Source organism: Lelliottia sp. RD5 (genome assembly GCF_056032945.1).
The window spans coordinates 217491-236739 of record NZ_JBVYHQ010000002.1; the positions used below are offsets into that span (position 1 = coordinate 217491).

The 19249-nt window shown below is 55.8% G+C and carries 19 protein-coding genes; 6 read left to right on the forward strand and 13 right to left on the reverse strand.

Features of this window, described 5'->3' with window-relative positions:
* Nucleotides 1-87 precede the first annotated feature (87 nt).
* Both dnaG and rpsU read right to left on the reverse strand, forming a co-directional pair.
* The gene (gene dnaG / locus AC0LWE_RS08805; RefSeq protein WP_059177465.1) at nucleotides 88-1833 is read right to left on the reverse strand and encodes a DNA primase; all 1746 of its coding nucleotides are present in this window, start codon (nucleotides 1831-1833) and stop codon (nucleotides 88-90) included.
* Between the two features lie 237 nt (nucleotides 1834-2070).
* The gene (gene rpsU, locus AC0LWE_RS08810) at nucleotides 2071-2286 is read right to left on the reverse strand and encodes a 30S ribosomal protein S21 (protein ID WP_001144069.1); all 216 of its coding nucleotides are present in this window, start codon (nucleotides 2284-2286) and stop codon (nucleotides 2071-2073) included.
* A gap of 351 nt (nucleotides 2287-2637) precedes the next feature.
* Here rpsU and tsaD point away from each other — a divergent pair, with 351 nt between their 5' ends.
* The gene (gene tsaD, locus AC0LWE_RS08815) at nucleotides 2638-3651 is read left to right on the forward strand and encodes a tRNA (adenosine(37)-N6)-threonylcarbamoyltransferase complex transferase subunit TsaD (RefSeq protein WP_059177466.1); all 1014 of its coding nucleotides are present in this window, start codon (nucleotides 2638-2640) and stop codon (nucleotides 3649-3651) included.
* Between the two features lie 40 nt (nucleotides 3652-3691).
* Here tsaD and ureG read toward each other — a convergent pair whose 3' ends face one another.
* From ureG to plsY, 8 genes are all read right to left on the reverse strand, one after another.
* Complete coding sequence (ureG, locus tag AC0LWE_RS08820) at nucleotides 3692-4309, reverse strand: urease accessory protein UreG (protein ID WP_219347362.1); 618 nt, start codon at nucleotides 4307-4309, stop codon at nucleotides 3692-3694.
* A gap of 9 nt (nucleotides 4310-4318) precedes the next feature.
* Nucleotides 4319-4993: an urease accessory protein UreF gene (locus AC0LWE_RS08825; RefSeq protein WP_219347363.1), complete on the reverse strand. Its 675-nt coding sequence runs from the start codon at nucleotides 4991-4993 to the stop codon at nucleotides 4319-4321.
* Between the two features lie 7 nt (nucleotides 4994-5000).
* The gene (gene ureE / locus AC0LWE_RS08830; RefSeq protein WP_202693981.1) at nucleotides 5001-5459 is read right to left on the reverse strand and encodes an urease accessory protein UreE; all 459 of its coding nucleotides are present in this window, start codon (nucleotides 5457-5459) and stop codon (nucleotides 5001-5003) included.
* A 9-nt stretch (nucleotides 5460-5468) separates the two neighbouring features.
* The gene (ureC, locus tag AC0LWE_RS08835) at nucleotides 5469-7172 is read right to left on the reverse strand and encodes an urease subunit alpha (protein WP_131486343.1); all 1704 of its coding nucleotides are present in this window, start codon (nucleotides 7170-7172) and stop codon (nucleotides 5469-5471) included.
* Nucleotides 7165-7485, reverse strand: coding sequence for an urease subunit beta (locus AC0LWE_RS08840; RefSeq protein WP_131486342.1), 321 nt, complete (start codon nucleotides 7483-7485; stop codon nucleotides 7165-7167). Before AC0LWE_RS08840 ends, ureC begins: the two co-directional genes overlap by 8 nt.
* Before the next feature lie 8 nt (nucleotides 7486-7493).
* Nucleotides 7494-7796, reverse strand: a complete 303-nt coding sequence (locus AC0LWE_RS08845) for an urease subunit gamma (RefSeq protein WP_015960451.1) — start codon at nucleotides 7794-7796, stop codon at nucleotides 7494-7496.
* A gap of 10 nt (nucleotides 7797-7806) precedes the next feature.
* Entirely contained in the window at nucleotides 7807-8631 is an 825-nt protein-coding gene (locus AC0LWE_RS08850; RefSeq protein ID WP_474265275.1) for an urease accessory protein UreD, read from the reverse strand.
* Between the two features lie 135 nt (nucleotides 8632-8766).
* On the reverse strand, nucleotides 8767-9378 hold the full coding sequence (gene plsY / locus AC0LWE_RS08855) for a glycerol-3-phosphate 1-O-acyltransferase PlsY (protein ID WP_059177473.1): 612 nt from the start codon (nucleotides 9376-9378) through the stop codon (nucleotides 8767-8769).
* Nucleotides 9379-9485: 107 nt separating this feature from the next.
* Here plsY and folB point away from each other — a divergent pair, with 107 nt between their 5' ends.
* Nucleotides 9486-9854, forward strand: coding sequence for a bifunctional dihydroneopterin aldolase/7,8-dihydroneopterin epimerase (gene folB / locus AC0LWE_RS08860; protein ID WP_059177474.1), 369 nt, complete (start codon nucleotides 9486-9488; stop codon nucleotides 9852-9854).
* 106 nt (nucleotides 9855-9960) lie between these two features.
* Entirely contained in the window at nucleotides 9961-10782 is an 822-nt protein-coding gene (bacA, locus tag AC0LWE_RS08865) for an undecaprenyl-diphosphate phosphatase (RefSeq protein WP_202693978.1), read from the forward strand.
* 10 nt (nucleotides 10783-10792) lie between these two features.
* Here bacA and AC0LWE_RS08870 read toward each other — a convergent pair whose 3' ends face one another.
* Both AC0LWE_RS08870 and AC0LWE_RS08875 read right to left on the reverse strand, forming a co-directional pair.
* Nucleotides 10793-12034, reverse strand: coding sequence for a multifunctional CCA addition/repair protein (locus tag AC0LWE_RS08870; RefSeq protein ID WP_202666382.1), 1242 nt, complete (start codon nucleotides 12032-12034; stop codon nucleotides 10793-10795).
* Nucleotides 12035-12095: 61 nt separating this feature from the next.
* Entirely contained in the window at nucleotides 12096-12716 is a 621-nt protein-coding gene (locus AC0LWE_RS08875) for a TIGR04211 family SH3 domain-containing protein (protein WP_059178022.1), read from the reverse strand.
* A gap of 229 nt (nucleotides 12717-12945) precedes the next feature.
* On the opposite strand from AC0LWE_RS08875, the gene AC0LWE_RS08880 reads away from it, so the two are divergent.
* The 3 genes from AC0LWE_RS08880 (at nucleotide 12946) to hldE (ending at nucleotide 18716) form a co-directional block, all read left to right on the forward strand.
* On the forward strand, nucleotides 12946-14247 hold the full coding sequence (locus AC0LWE_RS08880) for a CYTH domain-containing protein (RefSeq protein WP_219347364.1): 1302 nt from the start codon (nucleotides 12946-12948) through the stop codon (nucleotides 14245-14247).
* Between the two features lie 21 nt (nucleotides 14248-14268).
* Nucleotides 14269-17109 carry a bifunctional [glutamate--ammonia ligase]-adenylyl-L-tyrosine phosphorylase/[glutamate--ammonia-ligase] adenylyltransferase gene (glnE, locus tag AC0LWE_RS08885; RefSeq protein WP_202667746.1) on the forward strand — a complete coding sequence of 947 codons (2841 nt, stop codon included), beginning with the start codon at nucleotides 14269-14271 and terminating at the stop codon, nucleotides 17107-17109.
* A gap of 176 nt (nucleotides 17110-17285) precedes the next feature.
* The gene (gene hldE / locus AC0LWE_RS08890) at nucleotides 17286-18716 is read left to right on the forward strand and encodes a bifunctional D-glycero-beta-D-manno-heptose-7-phosphate kinase/D-glycero-beta-D-manno-heptose 1-phosphate adenylyltransferase HldE (protein ID WP_219347365.1); all 1431 of its coding nucleotides are present in this window, start codon (nucleotides 17286-17288) and stop codon (nucleotides 18714-18716) included.
* A gap of 122 nt (nucleotides 18717-18838) precedes the next feature.
* Here hldE and ubiK read toward each other — a convergent pair whose 3' ends face one another.
* Entirely contained in the window at nucleotides 18839-19135 is a 297-nt protein-coding gene (gene ubiK, locus AC0LWE_RS08895; protein ID WP_059177479.1) for a ubiquinone biosynthesis accessory factor UbiK, read from the reverse strand.
* Nucleotides 19136-19249 lie beyond the last annotated feature (114 nt).

Sequence of the window (19249 nt, forward strand, 5' to 3'; positions counted from 1 at the left end):
TTTAAGCCGTTAAATTCTTTTATCTTTCAAGTTGTCTCTGCGTTCGCTTGCTGACTTAATGCAACTCGAATGATGTTGTCTTTCAGTTTATTTCTTGGCCAGTTCCTGGTTTAACATCCAGAGTTCCCGGCGTTCTTCGCTGCTCAAACCGTGTGTGCGCTCGCGAGCGATTAACTCTTCCTGGCGCAGCTCAAGCATCGAATCAAACATATGGTTCAGCGAGTCGGTGAACGTTTTTTCTGCAATATCCTTATCTGCTATATCGTCCCACATCGACAGTTTTTCAAGGGTAGCGGACTCTTTTGTGCCGCGATAATGCTCTAAAAGCTGTCCGGTGGTCAGTCCTGGCTGTGACAAACAGGTGTTAACCAGTTCTGAAAATAAACCGAGCCCAGGCAACTTCTCATGATTCAATCCGACCAGCGACGGCACTTGCGGTGCCAGTTCCGGGTTTTGAACCAGTAACCCTATCAGTATACGCATGGTTGTGCGTTTTAGCTGTGGAGCGGGGCGAACCGCGCCGTTTTCAGACAGTTTCGGCATTAAACGTTCAAGCTGGCTGTCATCCAGAATGCCAAGCTTGTTGCCGAGTTCCTGTCGCAAATAGATACGTAGCGTTTCGCCTGGAACCTGAGTAATCAACGGCAGCGCCAGCGTACTGAGCTGCGCACGGCCATCCGGCGTACTCAAATCTACCTGCGGCATCAGGCTGTTAAACAAAAACGTGGAGAGCGGCTGAGCCAGCTCCATCCGCGCTTCGAACGCCTCTTTGCCTTCTTTACGCACCAGCGTATCGGGATCTTCACCGTCGGGCAGGAACATAAAGCGTAACTGACGCCCATCGGTCATATAAGGCAGTGCCGTTTCCAGGGCGCGCCAGGCGGCTTCGCGTCCGGCACGGTCTCCGTCGTAACAACAGATAACGTTATTCGTCGCTCTGAACAGCAGCTGAATGTGGTCGGCAGTGGTGGACGTTCCCAACGACGCGACCGCGTAGTTGATATCGAACTGTGCCAGTGCAACCACGTCCATATAGCCTTCGACCACCAGTAAACGCCGGGGTTCAGCATTATCCTGTTGGGCTTCATAAAGGCCATAAAGCTGGCGACCTTTGTGGAAAATATCGGTTTCCGGGGAGTTGAGGTATTTCGGCAGGGCATCGCCCAGCACGCGTCCACCAAACCCAATCACCCGGCCTCGCTTATCGCGAATGGGGAACATTACCCGCTCGCGGAAGCGGTCGTAGCTTCGTCCCTGGTCGTTGGTGACCAGCATGCCCGCATCGATCAACGATTTACGATCTTCGCTATTGCCGCCAAAACGCTTTAACACGTTGTCCCAGCCGGGAGGGGCGTAACCAATAGCGAAACGCGCAATAACGTCGTCGCTTAATCCGCGCTGGTTCAAATATTGACGCGCAGGCTCAGCGGCAGATTGCTTCAAAGACTGTTGGTAAAAAGAATTCAGGCCTTCCATCAACTGATACAGCGTTTGCCGTTGATGGCGTTCTATCTGTGTTGGACCGCTGCCCGCTTCATAAGGCACTTCAAGGTTATGCATCGCGGCCAGTTCTTCGACGGTTTCTACGAACTCAAGTTTGTCGTAGTTCATCAAAAAATCGACAGCGTTACCGTGTGCGCCACAGCCGAAGCAGTGGTAAAACTGTTTTTCACCATTTACGGTGAAAGAGGGGGTTTTTTCGTTATGGAACGGACAGCACGCGTGGTAGTTCTTGCCCTGTTTTTTTAGCTTTACCCGCGCGTCGATGAGATCGACGATGTCGGTTCTGGCCAACAGGTCATTGATGAAAACGCGTGGAATTCGTCCAGCCATAAGCCCCGTTTTTTACACGTCATCCTTCAAACTGTCTCTGCGTTGGCTACGTGCGTTCACCCCTGTCACTTACTTGTGTAAGCGCCCGGGATTTACACCTTTGCCGCCTTGATACAGTGCGAATAATTTTGTGTAAATGCAGATTCATAAACGAAAATAAGCCGCGCATTCCTTTCGGAAGCACGGCCTTACGACTACAACTCGGTCTGTCAATTGAGGGCGCAAACCCCCAACAGATTAGTACAGACGAGTACGGCGTGCGTTTTCGCGAGCCAGTTTCTTCGCGTGACGTTTCACAGCAGAAGCTTTAGCGCGTTTACGTTCGGTAGTCGGTTTTTCATAGAACTCACGACGACGAACTTCCGCCAGAACACCTGCTTTCTCGCATGAACGCTTGAAGCGACGCAGTGCTACGTCGAACGGCTCGTTTTCACGTACTTTAATTACCGGCATGTAACTCTCACCTTTAATAAATTCGGTTTGCCGCTGGCATCAACGCCAGCTTATTTCAAAATGGTGCGGAATTTTACTGCAATTGCTGCTGCTTTGTAAAGCACCGGCGCGATTTTGAAAGGGACTTTTATAAGGAAAGGGAGTATACACGACCGATCTTCCTGGGGCGAACAAAGTTTTACCCCTTTTGCCAGTCAAACGACAGGCCCGATGGCTTGCCTTTCTCACCCCATTGACCTCGTTGTTCCTGCGCTACCGGGGATCCGCAGTGTCGGCGCTGCACTCCTGAGGGTATACATCACCTCGCAATCGACCTAAACTGCGCGGTATTGAAAAGAGGTAAAATTAGCCATGCGTGTACTGGGTATTGAAACATCCTGCGATGAAACCGGCATCGCCATTTACGACGACGAAAAAGGCCTGTTAGCCAACCAACTGTATAGTCAGGTGAAATTGCACGCTGATTACGGCGGAGTGGTGCCTGAACTGGCTTCTCGTGACCATGTGCGTAAAACGGTTCCGCTGATTCAGGCGGCGTTAAAAGAGTCGGGTTTAACCGCGAAAGATATCGATGCAGTCGCCTACACTGCCGGCCCTGGCCTGGTGGGTGCACTTTTGGTGGGCGCGACGATTGGACGCTCGCTGGCGTTTGCGTGGGATGTGCCTGCCATTCCGGTTCACCATATGGAAGGGCACCTTCTGGCGCCGATGCTCGAAGACAATCCCCCGGAATTTCCGTTTGTGGCGCTGCTGGTGTCTGGCGGTCATACCCAGCTTATCAGCGTGACGGGTATTGGCGAGTATGAACTGCTGGGCGAGTCCATCGATGATGCCGCCGGTGAAGCATTCGACAAAACCGCCAAACTGCTCGGCCTGGATTATCCTGGCGGCCCGATGCTTTCTAAACTGGCGTCGCAGGGTGTTGAAAAACGCTTTGTCTTCCCGCGCCCGATGACCGACCGTCCAGGGCTGGATTTCAGCTTCTCCGGCCTGAAAACCTTTGCCGCGAATACGATCCGCAATAACGAAAACGACGATCAGACCCGCGCTGATATCGCTCGCGCTTTTGAAGATGCCGTCGTGGATACGTTGATGATCAAGTGCAAACGCGCGCTGGATCAGACCGGCTTTAAGCGTCTGGTGATGGCGGGTGGCGTCAGCGCTAACCGCACGTTGCGGACCCGGCTGGCGGAGATGATGCAAAAACGTCGCGGGGAGGTGTTTTACGCGCGTCCGGAGTTTTGTACCGATAACGGTGCCATGATCGCCTATGCGGGTATGGTGCGCGTGAAAGGCGGTGCGACGGCCGATTTGAGCGTGTCAGTGCGTCCGCGCTGGCCGCTGGCGGAGCTGCCAGCAGCGTAACGGTTTTGCCCGGCGGCAATCCTGCTGGCCGGGCGATTCATTACACCTTCAACATTCCTTTGTCTTCCAAAAATCCAATAATCTTACTCAGACCGTCGCCAACTTTCAGATTGGTAAACGTCCACGGGCGTTCGCCGCGCATCCGGTTCGTATCCCGTTCCATGACCTCCAGCGATGCGCCCACGTAAGGTGCCAGATCGGTTTTATTGATCACCAGAAAATCGGATTTCGTGATCCCCGGCCCGCCTTTACGCGGGATCTTTTCGCCTTCCGCCACGTCGATGACGTAAATCGTCAGATCCGCCAGCTCCGGGCTAAACGTTGCGCTTAAGTTATCACCGCCGCTTTCGACAAAAATCAGATCCAAATTGCCGAACTTTTCGCTGAGCGCTTCGACAGCGGCGAGATTCATCGACGCATCTTCGCGAATCGCGGTATGCGGACAGCCACCCGTTTCCACTCCGACGATCCGATCCGGCTCCAGCGCGCCTGCTTCGGTCAGGATGCGCTGATCCTCTTTGGTGTAAATATCGTTGGTCACCACCGCCAGCTGGTATTGCTCACGCATTGCTTTGCACAGCGCTTCCAGCAGCGCGGTTTTGCCCGAACCCACCGGGCCGCCCACGCCAACGCGCAGGGGATGTTTATAATCAGCCATTGTGAAACCTCATGATCGGAATAACCGTGAATATTGTGTTTCGTGACGTGCCGACGCAATGGCTGAAAGCGGCGTTGCTGCGCCCAGTTCCTCATCGCCGCGTCGCCACGCGTGTTCAAGCCCAGCGGCAAAATGGTCGCTCAGCTCTATGATCAACTGCTGTGCAGCCTGTTGCCCGAATGGCACCAGTTTGACGCCCGCCATCACCGCGCTTTCGATCCAGCTATAGCCCAGGCTCAGCGCCAGTTCGTGTGCGTTAATTTCCCAGCGCACGCCCAGCCACGCCATCCCGCATAGCTGACTTTGCGCAAACAGCGGCAGCCATTCTTGCGGGCAGTCGGGTTCCCAGCTTTTAATCAGTCGGGTAAACGCGGCACCGCGATTGCGTTCTTCTTCGCGCAGCTCGCGCGTTTCGCGACAGGCCAGCAGATACGCAGTCCAGCGTTTGGCGCTCACCGCGTCGTTCTGCTCACAGGCGCGATACAGGCGGATGAACAGCGGCAAATCGACGCAGAAAAAACTCTGTTCCATCTGCTGGATCTGCCAGCGCTTAAATTCAGAGTGAGTCGTTATCCAGCCCGCTTCTACCGCCCACTCCAGCCCCTGTGACCAGGTGAACGAGCCCACCGGCAAACTGCTGCTGGAAAGCTGCATCAGGCGCAACTGCTGGCGGTTGTGTTCCATTTGGTTCCTAATGCGAATGCGCGTGAGAATGGCTGTGGGCGTCGCTGGTATAGGCTCCGGCTTCCGGTTCAAACGGCAGATGCGCGAAGGTGACGTCGAGATCAAACTTGCGCAGCATGTCGTCAAGGACGTGATCGTGGTGATAGCGCAGCTCGCCGGGCAGGATTTGCAGCGGCACGTGACGGTTGCCGAGGTGATAACAGGCGCGGGCGAGGAGATAAGGATCGGCACAGCGCACGACGGACACGGATTCTTCCGCGGCGATCACTTCGATAATCTCGCTACCGTCATCCGTGGAGAGTAAATCCCCCCCGCGTAACAGCAGACCGCGCGGCAGCATCAGACCCGCTTCGCGGCCATCATTCAGTTCCACTTTGGCGCGGCTTTTCACCCGGATATCAATCGGCAGCGTGACGCTGGCGGTCACGGTGTGCGCATGGTCAAGGCGTTGGGTTAAGGTGATCATCGTTGCTCCTCAGAACAGAAAATAACGTTGCGCCATCGGCAAAACGTCTGCCGGCTCGCTGGTAATGAGTTCGCCGTCGATACGCACCTCGTAGGTTTGCGCGTCAACGGTGATATTCGGTTGCAGACCGTTGTGGATCATGTCGGCTTTTTTCACCGTGCGGCAGCCTTTCACGACCGCAATCGCGCTTTGCAGGTTCAGCTGTTGCGGGATGCGGTTGGCATCCGCGGCTTGTGAAATAAACGTCAGGCGCGTGGCATGACGTGCCGCGCCCAGCGAGCCAAACATCGGGCGATAATGCACGGGCTGCGGCGTAGGTATGGACGCGTTGATATCGCCCATCGGCGCACAGGCAATCATCCCGCCTTTCACAATCGAAGCGGGCTTCACGCCAAAGAACGCGGGTGACCAGACCACCAGATCCGCCAGTTTTCCCGCCTCAACGGAGCCGACCTCATGGGCGATGCCGTGCGTCAGCGCTGGATTGATGGTGTATTTCGCGACGTAACGCTTCACGCGGAAGTTGTCGTTATCGCCGGACTCTTCGGCCAGCGCGCCGCGTTGCACCTTCATCCGATGCGCGACCTGCCAGGTGCGGATAATCACTTCGCCGACGCGCCCCATGGCTTGTGAATCCGATGATGTAAGCGAGAATGCGCCGATATCGTGCAGGACATCTTCTGCGGCGATGGTTTCTCGGCGAATGCGTGATTCCGCGAATGCTACGTCCTCGGCGATATCAGGATCGAGGTGATGGCAGACCATCAGCATGTCCAGATGCTCGTCGATGGTGTTTACCGTGTACGGCAGCGTAGGATTGGTGGAGGAGGGCAAAATATTGGGGTGCGCGCAGGCAGTGATAATATCGGGGGCATGACCGCCGCCCGCGCCTTCGGTATGAAACGTATGAATGGTGCGACCGTCAATGGCGGCCAGCGTGTCCTCGACAAAACCCGCCTCATTCAGCGTGTCGCTGTGCAGCGCCACCTGAATGTCCATCTCCTCGGCAACGCTTAAAGAGCAGTTGATCGTCGCAGGCGTGGAACCCCAGTCTTCGTGAATTTTAAGGCCAATTGCTCCTGCTGCGATTTGCTCGCGCAGTGCGTCAGGATTCGAGCCATTGCCTTTGCCGAGCAGACCAATATTGACGGGCAGCGTATCCGCCGCCTGGAGCATACGTGCGATATACCACGGCCCTGGCGTGCAGGTGGTGGCATTCGTGCCGGCCGCCGGGCCAGTTCCACCGCCAATCATGGTGGTGACGCCGGAAACCAGCGCTTCTTCCGCCTGCTGCGGGCAGATCCAGTGGATGTGCGTGTCGATCCCGCCTGCGGTGACGATTTTGCCTTCGGCGGCGATCACTTCAGTTGCGGCACCAATCGGGATCGTCACGCCGGGCTGAATATCGGGATTACCGGCTTTGCCCACGGCAAAGATCCTGCCGTCTTTGACGCCGATATCCGCCTTCACGATCCCCCAGTGATCGACGATCAGCGCGTTGGTCAGCACCAGATCCACACAGTCCTGCGCCGTCATTTGCCCCTGGCCCATGCCGTCGCGAATCACTTTTCCGCCGCCGAACTTCACTTCTTCACCGTAGATCGTGAGATCGTTTTCGACCTCAATCCAAAGGTCTGTATCGGCCAGGCGTACTTTGTCGCCCGTCGTTGGACCGAACATGTCGGCATACGCCTGGCGTGAAATCTCAGCCATTTTTTATCTCCAGATCGCCCATCACGTCGCCGCGAAAACCGAAAATGCGTTGTGCGCCAGCGACCAGCACCAGCGTCACTTCACGTTTTTGCCCCGGCTCAAAGCGCACGGCGGTACCGGCAGGAATATTGAGGCGATAGCCTTTTGTGGCTTCGCGATCAAATTTCAGCGCGGGATTGACCTCGTAAAAATGGTAATGGGATCCCACCTGGATCGGTCGGTCGCCATGATTCTCGACGATCGTACTTTGGGTTTCACGCCCCGCGTTGATGGCGATCTGCCCGGGTTTGATCTGATATTCGCCTGGGATCATGTCTCCCCCTATACGATCGGATTGTGAACGGTGACGAGCTTTGACCCATCCGGAAACGTGGCTTCCACCTGAATATCCGGGATCATTTCCGGCACGCCTTCCATCACCTGCGCGCGCGTCAGCACATGACGACCGGCTTCCATGAGTTCCGCCACGGTTTGTCCGTCGCGGGCCCCTTCCATAATGAAGGCGCTGATCAGCGCGACCGATTCCGGGTAATTGAGCGTGACGCCTCGGGCCAGGCGACGTTCCGCGACCAGCGCGGCGGTAAACAGCAACAGCTTGTCTTTTTCTCTTGGGGTCAGTTCCATAATGGGTCTCTCAGGTCTGCCAGATTCGGGGCGGGTGGGGCATTTTGGCGATGACGTGCGGGCGAAGACATTGCCAGATTTCGCGCATCGCCCGCTGGCAAATCAGGTTGTCGTGCGAAAGAAAGCGCACCGACAGCAGGCCATCGGTGAGCGTCGCGCCCGCAAAATTATCCAGCGTGACGAGTTTTTCCCGCACGCTTTCCAGCAATGCCTCGCTGGCCGGATAGCACAGCAGCGTGCCGATCCATGGGTGACTGGACACGGGCGCGAGATCGCCATCGGCAAGATGCTGGCGCTCGATTAACAGTGGTTCATCGTTGAGCCATACCTCCAGCCGGCTTTCAATGGTGCCGTGGCTAAAGGTTTCATTAATCACCGGGCGGCCCAGACAGAACAGCTCCCAGGCCAGCAGCGTGCTGGAATGATGCAGATTAAACACAGATTGCAAAGCGGCGTTGGCACCGGGAAAAAAGATCGTGTCCTGCGGCAGCCATTCCAGCGTGGCGTTCTCTTCTATAAAGAAGTGCTGATTCAGACGTGCCTGCGGACCGCTGCTACGATAGAACTTGCTGGCACCGGGCATGGTGATAAGCGCATGGCTGTTTGGTTCAAGCTGTACGGAAATGTTGAGTTCATCGCCACCGACAATGCCGCCCGGAGGATGCAACAGGTACAGGTGACAGGTCTCTTCTTCGGGATAAAATGGGCGTTGAACGGTGAGCGGGCCGACGTGTCGCGCCGAATGCAGAACCGTTTTTTCAGGGGTGTGACAAAACTGCAACGCGAGCGAAGCCTGCCAGCCGTCGGTGTGCTTTTTTGCTGGTGTGCCCTGCAAGATTTCGCCCCTGTGTACGCATTCCCGAATGGTTCGAGTATGGATCAGCCGCTGGCGTTTTTTGTCATAGGAAAAGATGATGATACGAGGAAGGAAACGCCCGATATCGTTATACGTACCGGGCTAAGATAATTTTTATTTCGGTGCTTTTTTCTTTTTAAGCTTGGTCCAGATTTTGGTTTCCTGACGACGCCACAGACGCTGAATATTGTCGTGATGACGCAGGAGAATAAGGCAGGAGAGCATCGAAACGGGGAAAGTGAACTGGGGTTTAAACCACCAGACGTAGAACGGGGCGATAAGCGCGCTGACGATCGCGCCGAGCGAGGAATAGCCGCTCAGTAAGACGCTCAAAAGCCAGGTGCCCGCCATCACGCCGGTTAAATCCCAGCCAATGGGCGCGATAGCACCAAAGGCCGTTGCGACGCCTTTGCCACCTTTAAAATGGAAGAAAATGGGCCAGATATGACCGACGCAGGCGGCGATGGCGATAAGCCCCAGCCAGAACGGCGTGACGCCCAGCGCGTATGCGCCCCAGACGGGAAGCATCCCTTTCAGAACATCAAAAACCAAAACCGCTACGGCTGCTCTCTTGCCGCCAATTCGTAGTACATTGGTCGCCCCCGGATTCCCGGAACCACTGACGCGCGGGTCAGGTAATCCGGCGATGCGGCAGACCAGAATGGCGCTGGAGATGGAGCCGCAAAGGTAAGCGAGGAAGATCATTCCAGGCGCGATTGCACTCATAACGCTGTTCCGTTTTGAAAATGTATCTGTATTCTCTGCATCTGTGGATAATACGCATAATTCGCCGGGAGTGGTATCCGGTTTAGCCAAAAAGCAGGCAGGTCGTGATGGATATTGTATTTATAGAGCAACTTTCGGTAATCACCACAATTGGTGTTTACGACTGGGAACAGACCATCGAGCAGAAGCTGGTGTTCGATATCGAAATGGGCTGGGATAATCGCCTGTCCGCCAAAAGTGACGATGTGAAAGATTGCCTGAGCTACGCGGATATCAGCGAAACGGTCGTGAATCATGTCGAAGGGCAGCGTTTTGCGCTGGTCGAGCGTGTGGCCGAAGAGGTGGCGGATCTGCTGTTAAGCCGGTTCAATTCACCCTGGGTGCGCATCAAACTCAGCAAACCTGGCGCAGTGGCACGTGCGACAAACGTCGGGGTGATCATCGAGCGTAGCCAAAATCTTAAAGACAATAATTAACGTCATCATTGCTAAACCATTTTCAGTTATACCGGTCTTACAGCTGTATCTTTCGCGGCTACCCCTTTGGTGAGCCGTTTTTTACTTTTTAATAAGGGTTGATGAGATGAGCGATATGCACTCGCTGCTGGTGGCGGCAATATTGGGTGTGGTCGAAGGATTGACGGAGTTTTTGCCGGTTTCCAGTACCGGGCACATGATCATCGTCGGTCATTTGCTGGGCTTTGAGGGCGAGACGGCCAAGACATTCGAAGTGGTCATTCAGTTAGGTTCTATCCTGGCCGTGGTGGTGATGTTCTGGCGACGCCTGTTTGGCCTCATCGGCATTCATTTTGGTCGTCCGCCGCAGCACGAAGGCGAAGGCAAAGGCCGTCTGACGCTCATTCATATTCTGCTGGGTATGGTGCCAGCTGTTGTGCTGGGGCTGATTTTCCACGACGCGATCAAATCGCTGTTTAACCCGATTAACGTGATGTACGCGCTGGTGGTGGGCGGTGTGCTGCTGATTGCCGCAGAGCTGCTGAAACCAAAAGAGCCAAAAGCGCCGGGGCTGGACGATATGACGTATCGTCAGGCCTTTATGATTGGCTGCTTCCAGTGTCTGGCGCTGTGGCCGGGCTTTTCGCGTTCAGGTGCAACCATTTCCGGCGGTATGCTGATGGGCGTGAGCCGCTATGCGGCCTCGGAATTCTCATTCCTGCTGGCGGTGCCAATGATGATAGGTGCCACCGCGCTGGATCTCTATAAGAGCTATCACTTCCTGACGGCGGCGGATTTCCCTATGTTTGCCGTAGGTTTTGTGACCGCGTTCCTCGTGGCGCTGGTGGCGATCAAAACCTTCCTGCAGCTCATCAAACGTATCTCTTTCATTCCGTTTGCTATCTACCGCTTTATCGTCGCGGCAGCCGTGTACGTGGTCTTCTTCTGACCCACTGCCCTCAGTCTTTCGGCTGAGGGCAACGCTTTTCCTTCCAGTCTGCGACGGCCTGAACGCGTCTTTTCGTTAACTCTTCCCGAATCTCTGGCCCTTTAAACCCGGCTTCAACCACGTCTTTCGTCGGCACGGCTTTGGCGATTTCCCACGCTTCACGCAGTAAACGCCCTTGTGAATAATCGCAGGCTTCAAAGCCGGTGCGTCCGCGCACGTCGGCTTCACTGGTCAGTGCAATTTGCTCCACGCGCTGCGGCTTGCGCCAGGCGTCGATGTTGTCGAACAGCTTCACGATAGTGGCGGGTTTCAGAATCGGGAAGGTATGAATTAAGTCGTGGAACTCAGCGACCAGCTTAGCCAGATCGCGAATGTCATTTGGCACACGCAGGCGCTGGCAAATCCCTTCAACCAGTTTTACACCCGCTGGACCGTGTCCGTGGTGGCGCGGCCAGAACGCTTTTGGCGTTAAGCCTTTCCCTAAATCGTGACACAGCGTCGCAAAGCGCACGTCCACATCGGGGCTAAGCATCGCAGCCATGCTCAGCGTCATCAGCGTATGAATGCCGGTGTCAATTTCCGGATGCCATTTCGCTGGAGCCGGTACGCCAAACAGCGCGTCAATTTCCGGGAACAGCACTTTCAACGCGCCACAGTCGCGAAGCACCTGGAAAAAGACCTGCGGATTACGCGTCGTCAGGGCATTTTCCGTCTCTTTCCACACGCGTTCAGGCGTGAGGTGTTCCAGCTCGCCCGCCGCAGTCATCGCGGTCATCAGCGCCAGGGTTTCATCGGCAATGCGGAAGCTAAGATGGGCGTAACGTGCAGCAAATCGCGCGACGCGCAGAACGCGTAGCGGATCTTCAGAAAAAGCCGGGGAGACGTGACGCAGAAGGCGGTTTTGCAGATCGCGTTTACCGTCGAACACATCGATGATATGACCGTCATCATCTTGCGCCAGCGCGTTGATCGTGAGATCGCGGCGCAGCAGATCTTGCTCAAGCGTGACGTCCGGCGCGGCGTAGCATGTGAAACCGGTATAACCCAAACCGGCTTTGCGTTCCGTGCGCGCCAGGGCGTATTCTTCGCGCGTTTTTGGGTGAAGAAACACAGGGAAATCACGGCCTACCTGCTGATAGCCCGCGTTAAGCATCTCTTCTGGTGTGGCACCAACCACAACCCAGTCTTTATCTTTGACCGGCAGACCCAACAACGCATCACGTACCGCACCACCGACCAGATAAATCTTCACGCCTCAAACTCCCGTATTCATTTTTCACACGATGATACGTAAGTCTGGCAGAGAAGACGAATTAGTTCATCCAGCGGTCTTTGCGTTTACGGCTTGGGATCAGATGCGGCAGAACCAGACCCAGCACCAGACCGACGCCCAGCACGCCGCCGCCATACATAAACCACTGCATGATGATGGTGCGTTGTTTGTCATCGAGCTGCAGATTGGCTGCACTCACCTTTTTCTGGGCGACGATCAGCTCGTTTTTCAACTTCTGGTTCTCGTCTTTCAGGCCGTTGATCACGCTGTCGCTTTGCGCCACTTTCTGCTGCATTTCAGCGGTGCGCTGGTTCCAGGTGGTGTCGATATTGTTCAGCTTGTCGGTCAGGGTTTTCACCTGATTTTCCAGGTCCGGCACGCGGGTGCGCAGGCTGGGCACGTTGCTCAGTTCTTTCAGTGGGATCCAGGAGGTGCGGCCGGTGCTATCGCGGACCTGACCGTAGCTGGTGTCTTGATTTGTCTGTAACAAAACCACTTCCTCGCCGGCATTTACCGTACCCACGAGGCGATAATTGTCTCCAGGACCGCTACGGACCCAGGTATTCAGTTCGTCAGAAACGTAACGTTTCTCTTCTGCATGGACCGCAGTCGCGGCGCTCAATGTCAGTAAAGTGAGTCCAATCAGGCGAAATTTAAGCATCATCAGTCGTTATTTTCGTAAAAAGTGGAACGATAGTAGAGGCAACAGTGTCTCCACGCAAAGCATTCATCAGCAATCGGAATCATCTGTGTCGCCCCTGCAAACTTTTACGCCCGTCAAATTGCTCATTGCGTGGCAATTTGGCGCAAAATACTATGTACTGACACATATATGGCGAGGAAGTTCGCCTTCATTGATGCGGCTGTGACGCAACCCAAAGTAGAAATCTATGGCTCAAGAAATTGAATTAAAATTTATCGTCGAAAATGACAGCGTTGATGCGCTGCGCACTCACCTTCATCAGCTCTCCGGCGAACATCACGACCCGGTACAGCTGCTCAACATCTATTACGAAACGCCCGACAACTGGCTACGCAGCCATGATATGGGGCTGCGTATTCGCGGTGCGAACGGCCATTACGAGATGACGATGAAAATCGCCGGACGCGTAGTCGGCGGCCTGCATCAGCGTCCTGAATACAATATCGACATTGCAAAGCCAGAACTTGAACTGGATCGCTTCCCGGCAGAAGTCTGGCCGAACGGCGAGCTGCCAGAGAGCCTGGCGGCGCAGGCAGCACCGCTGTTTAGCACCGATTTCTTACGCGAAAAGTGGCTGGTCAATGAAGGCAAAAGCCGTATTGAAATCGCCCTCGATTTAGGCGAAGTGAAAGCCGGTGAGTTCCAGGAGCCGATTTGCGAACTGGAACTTGAGCTACTGGAAGGCGATGCGGATGATGTGCTGAAGCTGGCGCGTAAGCTGGTGGGCCAGTCAGGTCTGCGTCAGGGTAGCCTGAGTAAAGCCGCGCGCGGTTATCATCTTGCCGCCGGAAATGCACCGCGCGAGCTCAAGCCAACGACTATTCTGCGCGTTCCTGCAAAAGTCAGCGTCGAGCAAGGCCTTGAAGCCGCGTTGGAACTGGCGCTGAGCCAGTGGCAGTACCATGAAGAGCTGTGGGTTCGTGGCGTGAAAGAGGCAAAAGCCAACGTGCTGTCCGCCATGGGGCTGGTGCGCAGCACGCTGACGCTTTTCGGCGGCGTGGTTCCGCGTAAAGCGAGCGCTCACTTACGCGATTTCCTGACGCAGACGGAAGCCCTCATGGCGACCGATATCTCCGCGCAAACGGCGGTCTACAGCCCGCAAACCGCTGCGGCAAAACTGGCGTTAACCGAATTTCTGGTAACACGCGGCTGGCAGCCATTCCTCGATGATAAAGCGCAGAAAAAAATCGCGGATTCATTCAAACGCTTCGCGGATACGCATATGTCCCGCAGTGCTGCGGAGCTGAAAACGATTTTTGACCGTCCGCTTGGCGATCAATACCGCGATCAGCTGATTCGTCTGACGCGCGATATCGACAGCATTCTGCTGCTGGCAGGCTCCTACGACGGCGTGAAAGCGCAGGCGTGGCTGGAGAACTGGCAGGGGCTGCGACACGCCATCGAAACGCGTCAACGTATTGAAATTGAACATTTCCGTAATGAGGCTATTTCGCAAGAGCCGTTCTGGCTGCACAGCGGAAAACGTTAACTCAGGCAAGGAACCCCCAGCATGCCGCTTTCTTCACTGTTACAGCAGCACTGGCAGACGGTTTGTGACCGTCTGCCAGAATCGTTACCCGCGTCCTCCCTAAGCGAGCAGGCGCAGCAAGTGCTTACCTTTAGCGATTTTGTTCAGGAGAGTATTACCGCCAATCCTGAATGGCTGGCTGAACTTGAGACGGCGCCGCCGCAGGCGGATGAGTGGCAGCATTATGCCCAGTGGCTAAATGAGGCGTTAGCCGATGTGGCCGATGAACCGACGCTGATGCGCGTGCTGCGCCAGTTCCGTCGTCGGGTGATGGTTCGCATCGCCTGGGCACAATCGCTGGAACTGATAAGTGAAGAAAGCACATTGCAGCAGTTGAGCTGTCTGGCGGAGACGCTGATCGTGACGGCGCGCGACTGGCTGTACGACGCCTGCTGTAAAGAATGGGGCACGCCGTGCAGTGAAGAGGGCACGCCGCAGCCGCTGATGATTTTAGGCATGGGCAAGCTGGGCGGTGGCGAGCTGAATTTTTCGTCGGATATCGATTTGATTTTTGCCTGGCCGGAAAAGGGCGCAACGCGCGGTGGTCGCCGCGAGCTGGATAACGCCCAGTTCTTTACGCGTCTGGGGCAGCGCTTAATCAAAGCGCTGGACCAGCCCACTCAGGACGGTTTTGTCTATCGCGTGGATATGCGTTTACGTCCGTTTGGTGACAGCGGTCCGCTGGTGTTGAGCTTTGCGGCGCTGGAAGATTATTACCAGGAGCAGGGCCGCGACTGGGAACGCTATGCGATGGTCAAAGCGCGCATCATGGGCGATAACGGCGATGTGTACGCCAGCGAGCTGCGCGCCATGCTGCGCCCGTTCGTGTTCCGTCGTTACATCGACTTCAGCGTGATTCAGTCGCTGCGCAACATGAAAGGGATGATTGCGCGAGAAGTACGTCGTCGGGGTTTGAAGGACAATATCAAACTCGGTGCGGGCGGCATTCGCGAAATCGAATTTATCGTTCAGGTGTTCCAGCTGATTCGCGGTGGACGCGAGCCGTCGCTTCAATCGCGCTCGTTGCTACCGACGTTAGAGGCCATTGATCAGCTGCATCTGCTGCCGGAAGGCAACGCGCAAACCCTGCGCGACGCGTATCTTTATTTACGCCGCCTGGAAAACCTGCTGCAAAGCATTAACGATGAGCAAACCCAAACGCTGCCGGGCGACGACCTGAATCGTGCACGTCTGGCCTGGGGGATGCGCGTCGATGACTGGCAGGCGCTGACCGAAAAACTGGATGCGCATATGGCCGGTGTGCGGCGCATTTTTAACGATTTGATTGGTGATGACGAGAGCGACACGCAGGATGATACGTTGTCCGAGCATTGGCGCGAGCTGTGGCAGGATGCGCTGCAGGAAGACGACACCACGCCGGTGCTGGCGCATCTCAGTGACGATGACCGCCATCGCGTGGTCGCGCTGATCGCCGATTTCCGTATGGAGATGAACAAGCGCGCCATTGGACCGCGTGGACGCCAGGTGCTTGATCACCTGATGCCGCATTTATTGAGCGACGTCTGCTCGCGCGCCGATGCGCCTGTCCCGCTGTCTCGCGTGACGCCGCTCCTCACGGGGATCATCACGCGGACAACCTATCTTGAGCTGCTCAGCGAGTTCCCCGGGGCGCTCAAACATCTGATTTCCCTCTGTGCGGCATCGCCGATGGTGGCGAGCAAGCTGGCGCGTTATCCGCTGCTGCTTGATGAGTTGCTCGATCCCAATACGCTGTACCAGCCGACCGCGATGGATGCCTATCGCGATGAGCTACGCCAATATCTGCTGCGCGTTCCGGAAGACGATGAAGAGCAGCAGCTCGAAGCGTTGCGCCAGTTCAAGCAGGCGCAAATGCTGCGCGTGGCGGCCGCGGATATCGCTGGCACGCTGCCGGTAATGAAAGTCAGCGATCATTTAACCTGGCTTGCCGAGGCGATGATCGACGCAGTGGTGCAGCAGGCCTGGGGGCAGATGGTGGCGCGTTACGGTCAGCCAACGCACTTGTCGGATCGCGAGGGGCGTGGTTTTGCCGTGGTGGGCTATGGCAAATTGGGCGGCTGGGAGCTGGGTTACAGCTCCGATCTGGATTTGATCTTCCTTCACGATTGCCCGGTTGACGTTATGACCGATGGCGAGCGCGAAATCGACGGGCGTCAGTTCTATTTGCGTCTTGCCCAGCGCGTGATGCATCTGTTCAGCACTCGTACGTCGTCCGGGATTTTGTACGAAGTCGACGCGCGTCTGCGCCCGTCCGGTGCGGCGGGCATGCTGGTTACCTCTACCGAATCTTTTGCGGAATATCAGCAACACGAGGCATGGACCTGGGAGCATCAGGCGCTGGTGCGCGCCCGCGTGGTATACGGCGATCCGCAGCTTAAAACGCAGTTTGACGCCATTCGCCGCGATGTACTGATCGCGACGCGTGAAGGCGAAACGCTGCAAACTGAAGTGCGTGAAATGCGCGAGAAAATGCGTGCGCATCTCGGCAATAAACATCGCGATCGCTTTGATATCAAAGCCGATGAAGGGGGAATTACGGATATTGAGTTTATTACGCAATATCTGGTGCTCCGCCATGCGCACGCCAAACCGAAGCTGACACGCTGGTCTGATAATGTGCGCATTCTGGAGCTGCTGGCGCAAAACGACATTATGGATGAGCAGGAAGCGCAGGCGCTCACCCACGCGTACACCACGCTTCGTGACGAGCTGCATCATCTGGCGTTACAGGAACAACCGGGCCATGTGGCGCTGGACTGTTTTACCGCTGAACGCGCTCAGGTGTCTGCAAGCTGGCAGAAGTGGCTGGTGGACCGTGCTTAACGTTTCCCCGTCATCCTTCGAGCGACAGATGCGTTGGCATTCCTCGCTTATCCCAGTCACATACTGGAGTAAGTTCCTGGGGATTCGCGGCGTTGCCGCCTGCCTGTCGCTCGAATGATTTAGAGGATAATTGTGATATTATCGCGCGCAAATTGTGAATCTTTCTGGAGTCAGGAATGAAAGTAACACTGCCAGAGTTCGAACGTGCTGGAGTTATGGTAGTCGGTGATGTGATGCTGGACCGCTACTGGTACGGGCCGACCAGCCGCATTTCCCCTGAGGCACCGGTCCCGGTTGTCAAAGTGGACACCATTGAGGAGCGTCCTGGCGGCGCGGCAAACGTGGCGATGAATATTGCCTCTCTGGGCGCGCATTCGCGTCTGGTTGGCTTGACGGGCATTGACGACGCGGCGCGTGCGCTTAGCAAAACGCTGGCCGACGTTAACGTGAAGTGTGATTTCGTTTCTGTGCCAACGCATCCGACAATCACTAAGCTGCGCGTGCTTTCGCGTAACCAGCAGCTGATCCGCCTCGACTTTGAAGAAGGTTTTGAAGGCGTCGATCCCGAGCCGATGCACGAGCGCATTGCGCAGGCATTGGGCAGCATTGGCGCGCTGGTACTGTCTGACTACGCCAAGGGCGCGTTGGCCAGCGTGCAGCAGATGATCCAGCTGGCGCGAAAAGCGGGCGTTCCGGTTTTAATCGACCCAAAAGGCACGGAATTTGAGCGCTATCGCGGTGCGACGCTCCTTACGCCAAACTTGTCCGAATTTGAAGCGGTTGCCGGCAAGTGCAAAAACGAAGAAGAGATCGTTGAGCGCGGGATGAAAATCATCGCTGATTTCGACTTCTCCGCGCTGTTGGTCACCCGTTCCGAACAAGGCATGACGCTGTTACAGCCGGGTAAACCGCCGCTGCATATGCCAACGCAGGCACAGGAAGTTTATGATGTGACCGGCGCGGGCGATACGGTGATTGGCGTCCTGGCGGCAACGCTGGCGGCGGGCAACTCTCTGGAAGAGGCGTGCTATTTCGCTAACGCGGCCGCCGGTGTGGTCGTGGGTAAACTCGGTACATCAACCGTTTCTCCGATTGAGCTGGAAAACGCGGTGCGCGGTCGGGCTGATACCGGCTTTGGCGTGATGAGTGAAGACGAGCTGAAAGTGGCCGTCGCAGCGGCGCGTAAGCGCGGCGAGAAAGTCGTCATGACCAACGGCGTATTCGACATTCTGCACGCAGGCCATGTTTCCTACCTGGCGAACGCGCGCAAGCTTGGCGATCGTCTGATTGTCGCGGTGAATAGCGATGCATCCACAAAACGTCTCAAAGGTGAAACGCGTCCGGTGAATCCGATGGAGCAGCGCATGATCGTCCTCGGCGCGCTGGAAGCCGTAGACTGGGTGGTCTCATTTGAAGAAGACACCCCGCAGCGCCTGATTGCCGGTATTCTGCCCGATCTGCTGGTGAAGGGCGGAGATTATAAGCCGGAGCAAATCGCGGGCAGCGAAGAGGTGTGGGCAAACGGCGGCGAAGTGATGGTGCTGAATTTTGAAGACGGGTGTTCAACCACTAACATCATTAAGAAGATCCAGAAAGACAGCCAGTAAGTCGGGCATGCATTCAGGATATTAAAAACGGGCCGCGCGGCCCGTTCGTTTTTTTCTCCCTCTCCCTGTGGAAGAGCGCGGGGTGAGGGCATCAGGCCTTACATCCCCATGACGTGCGCAGATTATTCCGCTTCGTCTACCGGTGGGATCGCCGGAGCCGGTTTCACTTCAGCTGTCGTACCGCGATTTTCAAGCTCGGTCAGACGCTGTTCCAGCAGCGCGATTTTTTCGCGGGTGCGTAACAGGACTTGAGTCTGCACATCAAACTCTTCGCGGCTCACCAGATCAAGACGCGTCAGCTGTGACTGCAACACCTGGCGAATTTTCTTTTCGACGTCATCACCAAACTCACGAATGCCTTTTGGCATGGACTCATGAACCTGACGGGCAATTTGTTCAATTTTTTTCGGGTCAATCATTGTCGTTTCCCTTGATCAGAAGGCGTTAGCGACCATTGTAGCGTGTAATTTCTTCTCAGATACACAAAATCATTCAGGTCGTAGATAACTCAGCGCAGGCTGCTGAAGGAATTA

Coding starts and splice junctions, on each gene's coding strand:
- plsY (WP_059177473.1), bottom strand. CDS start 9,378: ATGAGTGCAATCGCGCCTGGAATGATCTTCCTCGCTTACCTTTGCGGC.
- AC0LWE_RS08825 (WP_219347363.1), bottom strand. CDS start 4,993: ATGGAACACAACCGCCAGCAGTTGCGCCTGATGCAGCTTTCCAGCAGC.
- folB (WP_059177474.1), top strand. CDS start 9,486: ATGGATATTGTATTTATAGAGCAACTTTCGGTAATCACCACAATTGGT.
- AC0LWE_RS08875 (WP_059178022.1), bottom strand. CDS start 12,716: ATGCTTAAATTTCGCCTGATTGGACTCACTTTACTGACATTGAGCGCC.
- dnaG (WP_059177465.1), bottom strand. CDS start 1,833: ATGGCTGGACGAATTCCACGCGTTTTCATCAATGACCTGTTGGCCAGA.
- ubiK (WP_059177479.1), bottom strand. CDS start 19,135: ATGATTGACCCGAAAAAAATTGAACAAATTGCCCGTCAGGTTCATGAG.
- AC0LWE_RS08880 (WP_219347364.1), top strand. CDS start 12,946: ATGGCTCAAGAAATTGAATTAAAATTTATCGTCGAAAATGACAGCGTT.
- hldE (WP_219347365.1), top strand. CDS start 17,286: ATGAAAGTAACACTGCCAGAGTTCGAACGTGCTGGAGTTATGGTAGTC.
- AC0LWE_RS08845 (WP_015960451.1), bottom strand. CDS start 7,796: ATGGAACTGACCCCAAGAGAAAAAGACAAGCTGTTGCTGTTTACCGCC.
- glnE (WP_202667746.1), top strand. CDS start 14,269: ATGCCGCTTTCTTCACTGTTACAGCAGCACTGGCAGACGGTTTGTGAC.
- rpsU (WP_001144069.1), bottom strand. CDS start 2,286: ATGCCGGTAATTAAAGTACGTGAAAACGAGCCGTTCGACGTAGCACTG.
- ureC (WP_131486343.1), bottom strand. CDS start 7,172: ATGGCTGAGATTTCACGCCAGGCGTATGCCGACATGTTCGGTCCAACG.
- ureG (WP_219347362.1), bottom strand. CDS start 4,309: ATGGCTGATTATAAACATCCCCTGCGCGTTGGCGTGGGCGGCCCGGTG.
- ureE (WP_202693981.1), bottom strand. CDS start 5,459: ATGATCACCTTAACCCAACGCCTTGACCATGCGCACACCGTGACCGCC.
- bacA (WP_202693978.1), top strand. CDS start 9,961: ATGAGCGATATGCACTCGCTGCTGGTGGCGGCAATATTGGGTGTGGTC.
- AC0LWE_RS08840 (WP_131486342.1), bottom strand. CDS start 7,485: ATGATCCCAGGCGAATATCAGATCAAACCCGGGCAGATCGCCATCAAC.
- tsaD (WP_059177466.1), top strand. CDS start 2,638: ATGCGTGTACTGGGTATTGAAACATCCTGCGATGAAACCGGCATCGCC.